This is a genomic window from Mycobacterium colombiense (assembly GCF_001665835.1).
Classification (GTDB): Bacteria; Actinomycetota; Actinomycetes; order Mycobacteriales; family Mycobacteriaceae; genus Mycobacterium; species Mycobacterium colombiense_A.
Window position 1 is genome coordinate 1 of sequence record NZ_LZSX01000072.1, and the last position, 13,361, is coordinate 13,361.

Consider the following 13,361-nt stretch of genomic DNA (forward strand, 5'->3'; position numbering starts at 1 on the left):
GCTATGGCGGCCCGGCCTATCCGCAGCCGGCCCCGCCCTACGGCGGTCCGCCCACCTACGGGCCCCCCGCCTATCCGGGCGGTTACTACCCGACGCCGGATTACCAGAGCGGCTACGGACCCGCGGGACCCCACCGGGCCGGGACGAACGGTCTGGCGATCGCCTCACTCGTCGCGGCCTTGACCGGCCTGCTCTGCGGCATCGGCTCGATCGTGGCCATAGTGCTGGGCGCGATCGCCCTGGATCAGATCAAGCGGACTCGCCAGGACGGCTTCGGCTTGGCGGTGGCCGGCATCGTCGTCGGAATCGCCACTCTGGTGGTCATTTTGGTGATCGTGATCTTCAGGCTGCACGCGCTTTAGCGCAGCCCAACCCGGGGCGATCGCAAGTGCGGCGCAGCCGGGTGCAGCGGGTCGCCACGCATCAGGCACGGCGACGCCGGGCCCGGGCTGTCAGCCATCGGGCCGGCGGCTGCCTAGGCTCTACATCCATGGGATCGGTCAACAGGGTGTACATCGCGCGGCTGTCGCGGATGTTGGTGTTGGGTCCGCTCGGCGAATCCGTGGGGCGAGTGCGCGATGCCGTGATCAGCATCAGCATCGTGCGCCAGCAACCGCGCGTGCTCGGGCTGGTCGTCGACCTGGCGACGCGGCGCAGCATCTTCATCCCGATGCTGCGCGTCGCCTCCATCGAGCCCAACGCCGTGACGCTGAGCACCGGCAGCGTGTCCCTGCGTCATTTCGTGCAGCGGCCCGGCGAAGTGCTGGCGATGGGCCAGGTGCTGGACACGCAAGTCAAGGTGAAGGACCCCGATCTGCCGGAACTGGCCGGCCTCGACGTGGTCATCACGGACCTGGGGATCGAACAGACCCGGACTCGGGACTGGATGGTCGCCAGGGTCGCCGTCCGCGTGCCGAGGCGGCTGGGACGACGCGGCCCCGTCCACGTCGTCGACTGGCAGAACGTGCAGGGCCTGACCCCGTCGGCGCTGGCGTTGCCAGGCCAGGGAGTGAGCCAACTGCTGGACCAGTTCGAGGGACGCAGGGCGGTCGACGTGGCGGATGCCATCCGCGGGCTTCCGGTCAAGCGGCGCTACGAGGTACTCAAGGCGCTCGACGACGACCGACTGGCCGACGTGTTGCAGGAGCTGCCCGAATTGGATCAGGCCGACGTGCTGTCGCAGCTGGGCACCGAACGCTCCGCCGACGTGCTCGAGGAGATGGATCCCGACGACGCGGCCGACCTGCTCGGGGTGCTGAATCCGACCGACGCCGAGATGCTGCTGACCCGGATGGATCCCGATGAATCCGAGCCGGTGCGCCGGCTCCTCGCCCATTCCCCCGACACCGCCGGCGGCCTGATGACCTCGGACCCCGTGGTGCTGACTCCCGACACATCGGTCGCCGAGGCGCTGGCCCGGGTTCGCGACCCAGAAGTCACCACCGCGCTGTCGTCCATGGTGTTCGTCGCGCGCCCGCCGACGGCCACCCCCACCGGCCACTACCTGGGCTGCGTTCCCCTGCAACGACTGCTGCGTGAGCCGCCGGGGGCTCTGGTCGGTGGCATTGTCGACAGCGACCTTTTGACCTTGACGCCGGAGACTCCGCTCGGTGCGGTGACCCGCTACCTGGCCGCGTACAACCTGGTGTGCGGGCCGGTGGTCGACGACCAGAATCATCTGCTCGGCGCGGTAACGGTGGACGACCTGCTCGATCACTTGCTGCCGCACGACTGGCGGGTGGACATGCAGGAGTTCGACCCCGCCGGCCGGACCAACGGACTGGGAGGAACCGAGTGAGCAAATCCTCGGCCCCGCGGGGCCTGTACACCCCGCGGACCTCGCGCAGGTACTCACCGCGGCTGGACCCCGAGGCCGTCGGGCAGATCACCGAGTCGATCGCGCGCTTCTTCGGCACCGGCCGCTATCTGCTGATCCAGTCGGTCGTGGTGGTGGTGTGGATCGCGTTCAACCTCATCGCGGTCGCGGCGCGCTTCGACCCGTATCCGTTCATCCTGCTGAACCTCGCCTTCTCGACTCAGGCCGCGTACGCCGCCCCATTGATCCTGTTGGCGCAGAACCGTCAGGAAAACCGCGACCGAGTCGCGCTGGAGCAAGACCGTCGTCGCGCCGCCGAAACCAAAGCCGACACCGAATACCTGGCGCGCGAACTGGCCGCGTTGCGGCTGGCGGTCGGCGAGGGTGTCACACGCGAATATCTGCGTCACGAGCTCGATGACCTGCGCGAACTGCTGACCAATCTGCCGCCCGAGACCGGAGACGTCGACCCGATTCAGGGCGGCGACGGCCTGGAGCGAACGGCTAAGAAATCCAGGTGAGAACCGTTTAGACCATTGCGCCACTCGTGTCACAAGAGTTATGTATGGTGATCTGGTTCACCGAGCTAACAGAAAGTGAACCCAGCTCACATATCTAGGACGGTCGAGTGCGCATAGGGGGAAGCCGGGGTGAGAGCCCCGCGGCCGCGACTGAGCGGCAGCGAGCACTTCGGAACACGCGCAAGCCGATTTTCGGCGTAGCAATGATTACTCCACTGGTCTTCGCGGGGGCGGTCAGCGCGGCGGCCCCTACGCTTCCGGTGCGAATGCCGCCGCGGCATGCCGCCGTCACCCCGGTGGCCGCCGTCTCGCCGACCTTCCCCGACCTCACCGGGCCCGCCGTGGTCGCGGTCGACCGCGGCCCGACCGTCTTTCACGTCGCCGAGCCCGCGTTGTCGGCTCCGCCGCCGGCGATGATCGTCAATGCGCCCGGCGCACTGGGCATTCCGAGCATCGCGCTGGCCGCATACCGCAGCGCGGAGCAGAAGATGGCCGTCGCCGCCCCGGGCTGTGGAGTCAGCTGGAACCTGCTGGCCGGCATCGGACGCATCGAATCGGGCCACGCGGGCGGCGGTGCGGTCGACGCCCGCGGCACCGCGATCAGCCCGATATACGGACCGTCGCTGGACGGCACGCTGCCCGGCAACGAAACGATCATCCAGAGCAGCGCCGGCAACCGCGTCACCTACGCCCGCGCGATGGGACCGATGCAGTTCCTGCCGGGGACCTGGGCGCGCTACGCCTCCGACGGCAAGGGTGACGGCGTGGCGGATCCGCAGAACATCTTCGACGCCACCCTGGCCGCCGCCCGCTACCTGTGCAGCGGCGGGCTCAACCTGCGTGATCAGTCGCAGGTCTTGAGCGCGATCCTGCGCTACAACAACTCGATGCCCTACGCGCAGAACGTGCTGGGCTGGGCGGCGGCCTACGCCACCGGTGTGGTGCCGGTCGACCTGCCGCCGATGACCGGACCGCCGCCGCCGCTTGGCGACGCGCACCTCGAGCACCCCGAAGGGCTCGGCCCCAACCTGCCGATGAACATCAACGGCCTGCCGTTGGACGACCCGCTGGCGCGCATTCCGCTGATCGACTTGAGCAGCCCGGCGCTCGTCAGCCCCCCGCCGATGTTCCCGTGGATGACGCCCACGCCCCAGCAGGCGCCGGCCCAGGTTCCCGGTTGCACGGTGATCTGCATCAGCTCGCAGGGCACCCCGCCCGCGGGTCCGCCGCCGCCGTTCGCGCCGCCGGCACCGTTCGCGCCCCCGGCACCGTTCGCGCCCCCGGCGCCGCCGCCGTTCGGCGCGCAGCCCCCGGACGCCGGCCCCCCGCCGGCGCCCCCGGCCGCGGTCCCGCCACCTCCGGCCGCCGGACCATCGCAGTCGGCGCCTTCGGCGCCCAAGCCCGCCGGCCCGTCGGGCGCGGCGCCCGGCGCACCCAAGCCGAAGCCGGCGGGACCCGGTCCGGCCAACTGACCGGCCCCGCGGCGATCGCAAGCGCGGCGAAGCCGGGCGCAGCGGGTCACCGCAAAACGGCGTCGTCGCGCACGCCTACACTCGGCGGTGATGTCCCGCCATGACTCTTCTGATTCCGCAGCCGACCTGAGCGCGGCTATCCGCACCGCCCTGGGCAAGGTGATCGACCCCGAACTCCGGCGTCCGATCACCGAACTCGGGATGGTCAAGAGCGTCGACACCGAGCCCGACGGCGCGGTGCACGTCGCGATCTACCTGACCACCGCCAGCTGCCCGAAGAAAACCGAGATCAGCGACCGCGTCAGCCAGGCGGTCGCCGACGTCCCGGGCACCGGCGCGGTCAAGGTCACCCTGGACGTGATGAACGACGAGCAGCGCACCGAGCTACGCAAGCAGTTGCGCGGCGACGCCCGCGAGCCCGTTATCCCGTTCGCACAACCGAATTCGCTGACCCGCGTCTACGCCGTCGCGTCCGGCAAGGGCGGGGTCGGCAAGTCCACCGTCACGGTCAACCTGGCGGCGGCGATGGCGGCCCGCGGCCTGTCGGTCGGTGTGCTGGACGCCGATATCCACGGCCATTCCATCCCCCGGATGATGGGCACCACCGACCGGCCTACCCAGGTCGAGTCGATGATCCTGCCGCCCATCGCGCACGAGGTCCGGGTCATCTCCATCGCCCAGTTCACCCAGGGCAACACCCCGGTGGTGTGGCGCGGGCCGATGCTGCACCGCGCGCTGCAGCAGTTCCTGGCCGACGTCTACTGGGGCGATCTGGACGTGCTGCTGCTCGACCTGCCGCCGGGGACCGGCGACATCGCCATCTCGGTGGCGCAGCTGATTCCGAACGCGGAGATCCTGGTGGTGACGACGCCGCAGCTGGCCGCGGCCGAGGTCGCCGAGCGGGCGGGCAGCATCGCGCTGCAGACCCGCCAGCGCCTCGTCGGCGTCGTGGAGAACATGTCCGGGCTCACCCTGCCCGACGGCTCCACCCTGCAGGTGTTCGGTGAGGGCGGTGGTCAGCAGGTGGCCGAGCGGCTCTCCCGGGCGGTCGGCGCCGACGTGCCGCTGCTGGGGCAGATCCCGCTGGATCCCGAGCTGGTGGCCGCGGGCGATTCCGGCACCCCGCTGGTGCTGAGCGCGCCCGATTCGCCGGTGGGCAAGGCGCTGCGCGGGGTGGCCGACAGCTTGTCGTCGCGCAAGCGCGGGCTCGCCGGCGTATCGCTGGGGCTCGATCCGACCCGGCGCTGACGCACGCGCGGCCCTACCGTCCGCTGATGGCGCTCAGGTCGCGTCGGTGTCGAACGGCGTGTGACCGCCGGTCTGCTGTTCGGCCGCCAGCGCCTGGCCGTTCGCGGCGGGCGGGTGCGGGGTCTGCGGCGGGGCGCCATTCGCCGGTTTCTCGAAGGCTCCGGTAAGGAAGGAGTCGTCGCCGTCCAGCAGATGCTTGGTCAGCGCCGCGCGCGGTGTCATGCCACGCAGCTTCTGCAGTTCGCTGAGCGGGACGCGCAGATCGTCGAACTCGGGCCCCAGGTCCTCGCGCAGCTGGCTGGTCACACCGCTGAGGTAGTCACGCGCCTGGCGCAAGGCGTTGGACGCCCACCGGATGGCACCCGGCAGCCGCTCGGGCCCAAGGACCACGAGCCCGACCACGACGAGGACGAGCATGTGCTCCCAGCTCAGGCTGCCGAACATCAGCTGTCGGGGTCTGGTTTGACGGTCAGCGTGACGTGCCGGCCGTCGCGGACGACCTCGATCGGCGAATCCTGGCCGATGGTCAACTGCCGCACTGCGACGACGAACTCGTCGGCGTCGGCGACCTTGCGGTTGCCGACCTTGACGACGACGTCGTTCTCCAGGACCCCGCCCTTCTGCGCGGGGCTGCCTGCCTTCACGTTGGCCACCTGGGCGCCGGATGCGATCGCATTGCTCACCGACCGGGTGCTGACCCCCAGCGTCGGATGCACGATCTTCCCGTCTCTGATCAGGGTCTGCGCGACCTCTTTGGCCTCGTTGATCGGAATCGCGAAGCCCAGCCCACTTGCGCTGTCCGACAACGACTTACCCGCGGTGTCGATGCCGATCACCTGAGAATCCATGCTGATCAGCGGGCCACCGGAGTTGCCGTGGTTGATCGAGGCGTCGGTCTGCAGCGCGTCGATCACCGTGTCGGTGTCCGAGCCCTCCCCCGACAGCGGCACCGGCCGGTGCAGCGCACTGATGATGCCGTGCGTCACGGTGCTGCGCAGGCCCAGCGGCGCACCCGCGGCCAAGACCTCGTCGCCCACCCGCACCTTGTCGGAGTCGCCGAGGCGCGCCACCGACAGGTTGTCGACGTTGTCGACCTTCAGCACGGCCAGGTCGGTCTTGGGGTCGCGGCCCACCAGGTTCGCCGGCACCTCTTTGCCGTCGTTGAACACCACCGTCGTCTTGAACTGGCTGGGGTTGTTCGCCGCCTCGGAGATGACGTGGTTGTTGGTGACGATGTAGCCGCGGCCGTCGATGACGACGCCGGAGCCCTGCATGCCTTCCTGGTCGCTCTTGGACTCGATGGTCACCACCGCACCCGCGGTCGCGGCCGCCACCTTGGCGAAGCGGCCGGCCGGGCCTTCGCCGTTGCCGTTGGTCGACAGCGTCACCTTCGAGGTGGTGAACGCCTCGGCGACCTCGGCCGTCTTTCGACCGATCACACCGCCGAGCAGGCCGATGACCAAGGCGATCAGCAGCAGGATCAGCAGCGCGAGGTAGGACACCTTGCCGCCGAACAACACGTCGCGCACGCCCAGTTTGCCGCCGTATCCCAGCGCGGTCCCGGATCGCGACGGCGCCACCGCCGGCGTGCCCAACGCCGCCGCGGCCCCCGGGTCTCGCCAGGGATCGTCGTGCCCGTCGGGCTCCACACCGTTTTTCTCGCCGGCCAACGCGTTGGCGTCCACCGGGTGGCGCTGCAGCGATTCGGGACTGCCGTCGGGCCGGTGGAAAGCCTCCTGCAGCACGGGATCGGCAGGCCGGTTGCTCGGCCGGAATTCGGCCTGGTCCCGGTACTTCTGCGGACGGACCCGCTCGGCCACGAACGACCCGCGCAACCCGTCGGGACGACCGAACTCCCGAGTCGAAGCGGGGTCGACCGGCGGACGCGAGATGGGGCGCGGCGCTAAGCGGTTGCCGCTGTCTTTTGCTTGGTCGTAGCCTTGGTCGGAGGTCACGTTATCCCTTTTGGATCCTCTACTTGAGCGCTCGAGACAGGCCTTTACCGGGCGAAATACGCGGCACCGGCGTTGTCCGTGTCCACCCTAGTATCCATGGCGCGCCGTCGGTCGGCATGAACGCGCGTGTGGGGTGAGGCTGGACGCTACCGGCGCTTGCGCCGCTCACGTCCGTCACGGTCGACGAAGCGGTCGGATGGCCGCGCGGAGGAGTCGTCGGGCGACTCGTAGGGAATGTCGGCGAGCATGCCGAGCAGCGTGCTGGGGATGCGGATCGGGCGCGAATCGCGCAGCGCCGCGCGCGCCCGGCTCTGGTCCTCGACCTCGCGGGCACACTGTGCGCACAACGACAGATGATGCGCGGCCCGCAGGTGCGCGTTCATCCGGAGCTCGCCGTCGACGAACGCCGCGATCGCTTCGACCGACAGGTGCTCGGTGGATCCGAACTGGCGCGGTGCGCCGACGGGTGCGTCGCTCTGGGAGGCGAACTGAGCGGGGAGCCAGGAGAACGCGCGGCGGAACACATGTCCACGATCGGGCATCACCAACTCCTCGCCATTCATTTCTTATTGCCGCCTTATTCGAATGTAGCGCGAGAGGGCGCGCGATACCGAGGCTAAGGCCGCAAAGCCGCTGAATAGCTGCCCGAACGTTAGGCGGGCGATCAGTGATTACGCCGACTTGGCGCGCACGGCGTCGTGATCGGGGTGCGCCGCCAGGTAGTCCCGCAAGGCTTGGCGGCCGCGGTGGATGCGGCTGCGCACGGTGCCCAATTTGACACCCAGCGTGGCACCGATCTCCTCGTAGGACAGGCCTTCGATGTCGCACAGCACGACGGCGGCACGGAATTCCGGCGGCAGCGAATCGAGCGCGGCCTGCAGGTCGGGGCCCAGCCGCGAATCGTGGTAGATCTGCTCGGGGTTCGGCTCGTCGGCGGGCACCCGCTCGTAATCCTCGGGCAGCGCCTCCATCCGGATGCGCGAGCGCCGGCGCACCATGTCAAGGAACAGGTTCGTGGTGATGCGGTGCAACCACCCTTCGAACGTCCCCGGCTGGTAGTTCTGCACCGACCGGAAGACCCGGATGAAGGTCTCCTGGGTGAGGTCCTCGGCGTCGTGCTGATTGCCGGAAAGCCGGTAGGCCAGCCGGTACACCCGGTCGGCGTGCTGACGCACCAACTCGTCCCAGGACGGCATGGCCGCCTTGTCGCCAGTCGCGTCGAACACCGCGGTCCCGTGCAGCGCGTCGGACGGCTCCACCCACTCGCCGGCGGGGAGCTCCTGCGCATGAGACATGCTGGACGGGCTGAGAAGCGTGGTGATGATCAAATCCTCCGAATCCGGCGTGCCCAACAACGGCACTTCGTCACTGGCGGCAACAGGTAGTTCCCATTCGGTATTCCCGGTCCAACGCCCTCCGCGATCCATACGGCTACCGTCGCGTACCGGAGTATGTGCGGTATATGAACAATCTGAGCTGACCCTGAGAAACCGTATCGTTACCTGCGCTGTGCAGGAGATATCCATCGCGCAGTGACATTAAACGCAGTTGGACCGTTGGGCGTGTCACCCCGATCCGATTCAGGCGCGCCTGTCGGACTGCGCGCCGAAGTGGAATACGCTGCGGGCATGGACGGCACTGACGCAGAAGCCCCCGGCCAGGCAGCGCCCAGCCGGGCCGAATCGCTCTTCGCGCACGCCGAAAGCTCGATATCGGAAGACGCGCTGTTGGCGGCCGCGCGCGAGCGGGCCGTGGACATCGGCGCCGGCGCGGTGACACCGGCGGTCGGCGCGTTGCTGAGCCTGCTGACCAAGCTGAGTGGCGGCAAGGCCATCGCCGAAGTGGGCACCGGCGCGGGCGTCAGTGGGCTGTGGCTGTTGTCCGGCATGAGCGACGACGGCGTCTTGACGACGATCGACATCGAGCCCGAATATCTGCGGCTGGCCAAGCAGGCGTTCACCGAGGCCGGCATCGGCCCGTCGCGCACCCGACTGATCGGTGGCCGCGCCCAAGAGGTGCTCACCCGGCTCGCCGACGAGTCCTACGACCTGGTATTCATCGACGCCGACCCGGTCGATCAGCCGGACTACGTCGTCGAGGGCGTGCGGCTGCTGCGCCCCGGCGGCGTGATCGTGGTGCATCGCGCCGCGCTGGGCGGACGGGCCGGTGACCCGGCTGCCCGTGACGCCGAGGTGGTCGCGGTCCGGGAGGCGGCGCGCCTGATCGCCGAGGACGAGCGCCTCACCCCGGCGCTGGTGCCGCTCGGCGACGGCATCCTGGCCGCCGTCCGCGACTGATTCGCCCGTCTTTCTCCCATCCCGCCGCTTTGGCGTTGACCACGCCGTTTCGGGGTCGGCTACATCTTTATGGATTCTTGACGCGCGCCTCCTTGACTCCGCACTGAACGTCCGTTTAGCGTACTGAACATGCGTTCAGCCGACTTGACCGCAGCCGCCCGGATCCGGGACGCGGCCATCGAACAATTCGGCGAGCACGGGTTCGGCGTCGGGCTTCGCACCATCGCCGAAGCGGCCGGCGTCAGCGCCGCACTGGTCATCCACCACTTCGGCTCCAAGGACGGCCTGCGCAAGGCGTGCGAGGACTACATCGCCGAGACGATCCGCGGCACCAAGTCGGAGGCACTGCAGTCCAACGACCCGGCCACGTGGTTCGCCCAGATGGCCGAGATCGAGGAGTACGCGCCGCTGATGGCCTACCTGGTGCGCAGCATGCAGGCCGGCGGCGACCTGGCAAACATGCTGTGGCGCAGGATGATCGACAACGCCGAGGAATACATGGAAGAGGGCGTGCGCGCCGGGACGATCAAGCCCAGCCGCGACCCCAAGGCCAGGGCCAGGTATCTGGCCATCACCGGCGGCGGCGGCTTCCTGCTCTACATCCAAATGCACGAAACACCAACGGATCTGCGGACGGTGCTGCGCGACTACTCGCGCGACATGGTGTTGCCCGCGCTCGAGGTCTACACCGAGGGACTGCTGACCGACCGGACCATGTACGACGCATTCCTGGCCGCTGAAGATCAAGGAGAATCTGATGCCAACTGAAAACGCTACCGGTGTCGCACCCATCGAGATCCGAGGGCTCACCAAGAATTTCGGTGTGGTGCGGGCGCTGGACGGCCTGGACCTGACGGTGCGGGAAGGCGAAGTCCACGGGTTCCTCGGGCCCAACGGCGCCGGGAAGTCGACGACCATCCGCATCCTGCTGGGCCTGGTCAAGGCCGACGGCGGCAGCGTGCGGCTGCTCGGCGGCGACCCCTGGACCCAGGCCGTCGCCCTGCATCGCCAAATCGCTTACGTGCCAGGCGACGTGACGCTGTGGCCGTCGCTGACCGGCGGTGAGACCATCGACTTGCTGGCCCGCATGCGGGGCGGCATCGATAAGAAGCGCCGCGCCGAGCTGATCGAGCGCTTCGACCTGGACCCGCACAAGAAGGCGCGCACGTATTCCAAGGGCAACCGCCAGAAGGTTTCGCTGATCTCGGCGTTCTCGTCGCACGCCAGGCTGCTGCTCCTGGACGAGCCGAGCAGCGGCCTGGACCCGTTGATGGAGAACGTGTTTCAACAGTGTGTGGCGCAGGCCCGCGACCGGGGCACGACGGTGTTGTTGTCCAGCCACATCCTGGCCGAAACGGAAGCGTTGTGCGAACGGGTGACGATCATCCGCGCCGGCAAGACCATCGAGAGTGGGTCGCTGAACTCCATGCGGCACCTGAGCCGCACCTCGATCAAGGCCGAAATGACCGGTGATCCAGGTGATCTCAGGCGCATCAAGGGTGTCGAGGACGTCACCGTCGAGGGCAACACGCTGCGCGCCCAGGTCGACAGCGAGAGCCTGGGCGAGCTCATCCGCGTCCTCGGCGATGCCGGGGTGCGCACCCTGGTCAGCCAGCCGCCGACCCTGGAAGAGCTTTTCCTGCGCCATTACGACACGTCGGGCGGCGACGGTCGGCACGGACGCGACGAAGCAAAGGTCTCGCTGTCATGAGCACGACCACGCTGGACCGACCCTTCGCGTCGGCATCGCCTGCGCCGCTTAGGAGTTCGAGCTTCTCCGGAACGCTCGCGATGCTGCGGCTCTACCTGCGCCGCGACCGCGTTTCGATGCCGATGTGGGTGCTGCTGCTGTCGGTGCCGTTGGCCACGGTGTACGTCGGCAGCATCGAAAAGGTCTACCCCACCGCGCCCGCCCGCGCCGGGTTCGCGGCCTCCATCATGGCCAGCCCGGCCCAGCGCGCCCTCTACGGTCAGGTGTACAACGACAGCCTTGGCGCCGTGGGCATTTGGAAAGCCGGCATGTTCCACGTGCTGATCGCGGTGGCCGTCATCCTCACGGTGATCCGGCATACCCGCGCCGACGAGGAGAACGGGCGGACCGAGTTGGTGGACTCGACCGCGATCGGCCGCTACGCCAGCTTGAGCGCGGCGCTGCTGCTGTCGTTCGCAGCATCGATCGCCACCGGCGCCATCGGTGCGGCCGGCCTGTTGAGCACCGACGTCCCGGCCGGCGGGTCGCTGGCCTTCGGGGCGGCGCTGGCCTGCTCCGGCCTGGTGTTCACCGCCGTCGCCGCGGTGACCGCGCAGCTGTCGCCGAGCGCCAGGTTCGCCCGCGGTGCCGCGTTCGCCGTCCTGGGTGCCGCGTTCACCCTGCGCGCCGTCGGCGACGCCGGTGACGGCACCCTGTCGTGGCTCTCGCCGCTGGGGTGGTCGCTGCAGGTCAAACCGTATGCGGGCGACCGGTGGTGGGTACTGGTGCTGCACCTGGTGACGACGGCCGTGTTGACCGTGCTGGCGTATCGGTTGCTCGCCGGCCGCGACGTCGGCGCCGGGCTGATCGCCGAGCGGCCCGGCCCCGCCAGCGCCGCGCCGGCACTGGGCAACGCGTTCGGGCTGACGTGGCGGCTGGACCGCGCCGCGCTGCTGCTGTGGACGGTGGGGTTGTGCCTGTATGGCCTGCTGATCGGCAGCGTGGTGCACGGCATCGGCGACGAGCTGGGCGACAGCGGCGTGGCGCGCGACATCGTCGCACGGATGGGCGGCACCAGTGCCCTCGAGGAGGCGTTCATCGCCGTCGCGTTTTCCATGATGGGCATGGTGGCCGCCGCGTTCGCCGTCTCGCTCACGTTGCGACTCCACCAGGAAGAGTCGAGCCAGCGAGCCGAAACGGTGCTGGCCGGCGCGGTGTCGCGAACCCGCTGGCTGACAAGTCATTTGGTGACCGCACTCGCCGGATCCGCGGCGGCGATGCTGGCCAGCGGCCTGACGGCGGGTGTCGTGTACGGCGTCGCGGCCGGCGATGTCGGCGCCAAGCTGCCGATGGTCGTTGCCAGCGCGGCCGTCCAACTGCCCGCCGTGTGGCTGTTGTCGGCCGTGACGCTCTGCGTGTTCGGTTTCGCGCCGCGCCTCACGCCGGTGGCCTGGGGCGTGCTGATCGGCTTCGTCGCCCTGTACCTGGTCGGGTCGTTGGCCGGTTTTTCGCAGTGGTTGCTCGACCTGGAACCCTTCGCGCACATTCCGCGGATCGGCACAGATTTCACCGTCGCACCACTGTTATGGCTACTGGCCATGGACGTAGGGTTGGTGGTTCTGGGTGCCATAGCGTTTCGGCGCCGCGATCTCCGCTGCTAGGAGGGTGATGAAAACCGGGATCAGAGTAACGGCGACATCCCTATGGGGCATTCTCTCCTGGATTTTGATCCTCCTCCTGCCGGCCGGCACCCTGCACTACTGGCAGGCGTGGGTCTTCATCGCCGTGTTTACGGTGGCGACCATCGTCCCGACCGTCTACCTGGCCCACGCCAATCCCGCGGCCCTGCAGCGCCGCATGCGCGCCGGCCCGCGGGCGGAGCCCCGGAAGGCCCAGAAGTTCATCATCGCCGGGTCGTTCCTGGGCCTGTTCGCGACGATGGTGTTCAGCGCGCTCGATCATCGGTTCGGCTGGTCGTCGGTGCCGCCGTGGCTGTCGGTGCTCGGCGACGTGCTGGTGGCCACGGGCCTCGGCATCGCCATGCTGGTGATCGTCCAGAACAGCTATGCCGGCGCCACGGTCACGGTGGAGAGCGGCCAGACCGTCGTGTCCAGCGGCCTCTACAAGTTCGTGCGCCATCCGATGTACGTCGGCAATGTGATCATGATGATCGGTATCCCCCTGGCGCTCGGCTCGTACTGGGGATTGCTCTTCATCATCCCGGGCACCGTGGGGCTGACGCTGCGCATCCTCGATGAGGAGAAGTTGCTTCTCCGGGAATTGCCCGGATACCGCGAATACGCCGAGCGCGTGCGCTACCGGCTGGTGCCTTACGTCTGGTAGCCACCGGACCCGCCGCTTA

Annotated in this window: 14 protein-coding genes; 10 read left to right on the forward strand and 4 right to left on the reverse strand. The window is 68.8% G+C overall.

The features are described from left to right. The 5 genes from A5760_RS13980 to A5760_RS14000 form a co-directional block, all read left to right on the forward strand. On the forward strand, positions 1 to 362 hold a 362-nt coding region (locus A5760_RS13980; RefSeq protein WP_155764334.1), incomplete at its 5' end, for a DUF4190 domain-containing protein. 128 nt (positions 363 to 490) lie between these two features. Next, entirely contained in the window at positions 491 to 1,798 is a 1,308-nt protein-coding gene (locus A5760_RS13985) for a magnesium transporter MgtE N-terminal domain-containing protein (protein ID WP_064881692.1), read from the forward strand. Continuing rightward, positions 1,795 to 2,337: a DUF1003 domain-containing protein gene (locus A5760_RS13990; RefSeq protein ID WP_064881694.1), complete on the forward strand. Its 543-nt coding sequence runs from the start codon at positions 1,795 to 1,797 to the stop codon at positions 2,335 to 2,337. Before A5760_RS13985 ends, A5760_RS13990 begins: the two co-directional genes overlap by 4 nt. Before the next feature lie 107 nt (positions 2,338 to 2,444). Beyond that, positions 2,445 to 3,809 carry a lytic transglycosylase domain-containing protein gene (locus tag A5760_RS13995; RefSeq protein WP_196772088.1) on the forward strand — a complete coding sequence of 455 codons (1,365 nt, stop codon included), beginning with the start codon at positions 2,445 to 2,447 and terminating at the stop codon, positions 3,807 to 3,809. 90 nt (positions 3,810 to 3,899) lie between these two features. Then, positions 3,900 to 5,057, forward strand: a complete 1,158-nt coding sequence (locus A5760_RS14000) for an Mrp/NBP35 family ATP-binding protein (protein WP_155764335.1) — start codon at positions 3,900 to 3,902, stop codon at positions 5,055 to 5,057. A gap of 33 nt (positions 5,058 to 5,090) precedes the next feature. Here A5760_RS14000 and tatB read toward each other — a convergent pair whose 3' ends face one another. The 4 genes from tatB to sigE all read right to left on the reverse strand — a co-directional run bounded on the left by tatB (position 5,091) and on the right by sigE (position 8,439). Further along, entirely contained in the window at positions 5,091 to 5,501 is a 411-nt protein-coding gene (tatB, locus tag A5760_RS14005; protein WP_064881699.1) for a Sec-independent protein translocase protein TatB, read from the reverse strand. After that, on the reverse strand, positions 5,501 to 7,012 hold the full coding sequence (locus A5760_RS14010) for a S1C family serine protease (RefSeq protein WP_064881701.1): 1,512 nt from the start codon (positions 7,010 to 7,012) through the stop codon (positions 5,501 to 5,503). Before A5760_RS14010 ends, tatB begins: the two co-directional genes overlap by 1 nt. A 146-nt stretch (positions 7,013 to 7,158) precedes the next feature. Next, on the reverse strand, positions 7,159 to 7,554 hold the full coding sequence (rseA, locus tag A5760_RS14015; protein ID WP_196772089.1) for an anti-sigma E factor RseA: 396 nt from the start codon (positions 7,552 to 7,554) through the stop codon (positions 7,159 to 7,161). 129 nt (positions 7,555 to 7,683) lie between these two features. Continuing rightward, complete coding sequence (sigE, locus tag A5760_RS14020) at positions 7,684 to 8,439, reverse strand: RNA polymerase sigma factor SigE (RefSeq protein WP_064881705.1); 756 nt, start codon at positions 8,437 to 8,439, stop codon at positions 7,684 to 7,686. Positions 8,440 to 8,640: 201 nt separating this feature from the next. Between sigE and A5760_RS14025 the strand changes: the two genes are divergently transcribed. The 5 genes from A5760_RS14025 (at position 8,641) to A5760_RS14045 (ending at position 13,342) form a co-directional block, all read left to right on the forward strand. Then, positions 8,641 to 9,309, forward strand: a complete 669-nt coding sequence (locus tag A5760_RS14025) for an O-methyltransferase (RefSeq protein WP_064881975.1) — start codon at positions 8,641 to 8,643, stop codon at positions 9,307 to 9,309. 129 nt (positions 9,310 to 9,438) lie between these two features. Continuing rightward, positions 9,439 to 10,077, forward strand: a complete 639-nt coding sequence (locus A5760_RS14030; protein ID WP_064881707.1) for a TetR/AcrR family transcriptional regulator — start codon at positions 9,439 to 9,441, stop codon at positions 10,075 to 10,077. Further along, complete coding sequence (locus tag A5760_RS14035; RefSeq protein ID WP_064881709.1) at positions 10,067 to 11,020, forward strand: ABC transporter ATP-binding protein; 954 nt, start codon at positions 10,067 to 10,069, stop codon at positions 11,018 to 11,020. Before A5760_RS14030 ends, A5760_RS14035 begins: the two co-directional genes overlap by 11 nt. Next, positions 11,017 to 12,660: an ABC transporter permease gene (locus A5760_RS14040; protein WP_155764336.1), complete on the forward strand. Its 1,644-nt coding sequence runs from the start codon at positions 11,017 to 11,019 to the stop codon at positions 12,658 to 12,660. Before A5760_RS14035 ends, A5760_RS14040 begins: the two co-directional genes overlap by 4 nt. A 7-nt stretch (positions 12,661 to 12,667) precedes the next feature. Continuing rightward, positions 12,668 to 13,342, forward strand: a complete 675-nt coding sequence (locus tag A5760_RS14045) for a methyltransferase family protein (RefSeq protein WP_064881714.1) — start codon at positions 12,668 to 12,670, stop codon at positions 13,340 to 13,342. Positions 13,343 to 13,361: the final 19 nt, after the last annotated feature.

What these genes read in the sequence shown, in the direction of transcription:
- A5760_RS14025 (WP_064881975.1), top strand. Translation starts at nt 8,641, where the DNA reads ATGGACGGCACTGACGCAGAAGCCCCCGGCCAGGCAGCGCCCAGCCGG.
- A5760_RS14000 (WP_155764335.1), top strand. Translation starts at nt 3,900, where the DNA reads ATGTCCCGCCATGACTCTTCTGATTCCGCAGCCGACCTGAGCGCGGCT.
- tatB (WP_064881699.1), bottom strand. Translation starts at nt 5,501, where the DNA reads ATGTTCGGCAGCCTGAGCTGGGAGCACATGCTCGTCCTCGTCGTGGTC.
- sigE (WP_064881705.1), bottom strand. Translation starts at nt 8,439, where the DNA reads ATGGATCGCGGAGGGCGTTGGACCGGGAATACCGAATGGGAACTACCT.
- A5760_RS14030 (WP_064881707.1), top strand. Translation starts at nt 9,439, where the DNA reads ATGCGTTCAGCCGACTTGACCGCAGCCGCCCGGATCCGGGACGCGGCC.
- A5760_RS14035 (WP_064881709.1), top strand. Translation starts at nt 10,067, where the DNA reads ATGCCAACTGAAAACGCTACCGGTGTCGCACCCATCGAGATCCGAGGG.
- rseA (WP_196772089.1), bottom strand. Translation starts at nt 7,554, where the DNA reads ATGCCCGATCGTGGACATGTGTTCCGCCGCGCGTTCTCCTGGCTCCCC.
- A5760_RS13985 (WP_064881692.1), top strand. Translation starts at nt 491, where the DNA reads ATGGGATCGGTCAACAGGGTGTACATCGCGCGGCTGTCGCGGATGTTG.
- A5760_RS14040 (WP_155764336.1), top strand. Translation starts at nt 11,017, where the DNA reads ATGAGCACGACCACGCTGGACCGACCCTTCGCGTCGGCATCGCCTGCG.
- A5760_RS14045 (WP_064881714.1), top strand. Translation starts at nt 12,668, where the DNA reads ATGAAAACCGGGATCAGAGTAACGGCGACATCCCTATGGGGCATTCTC.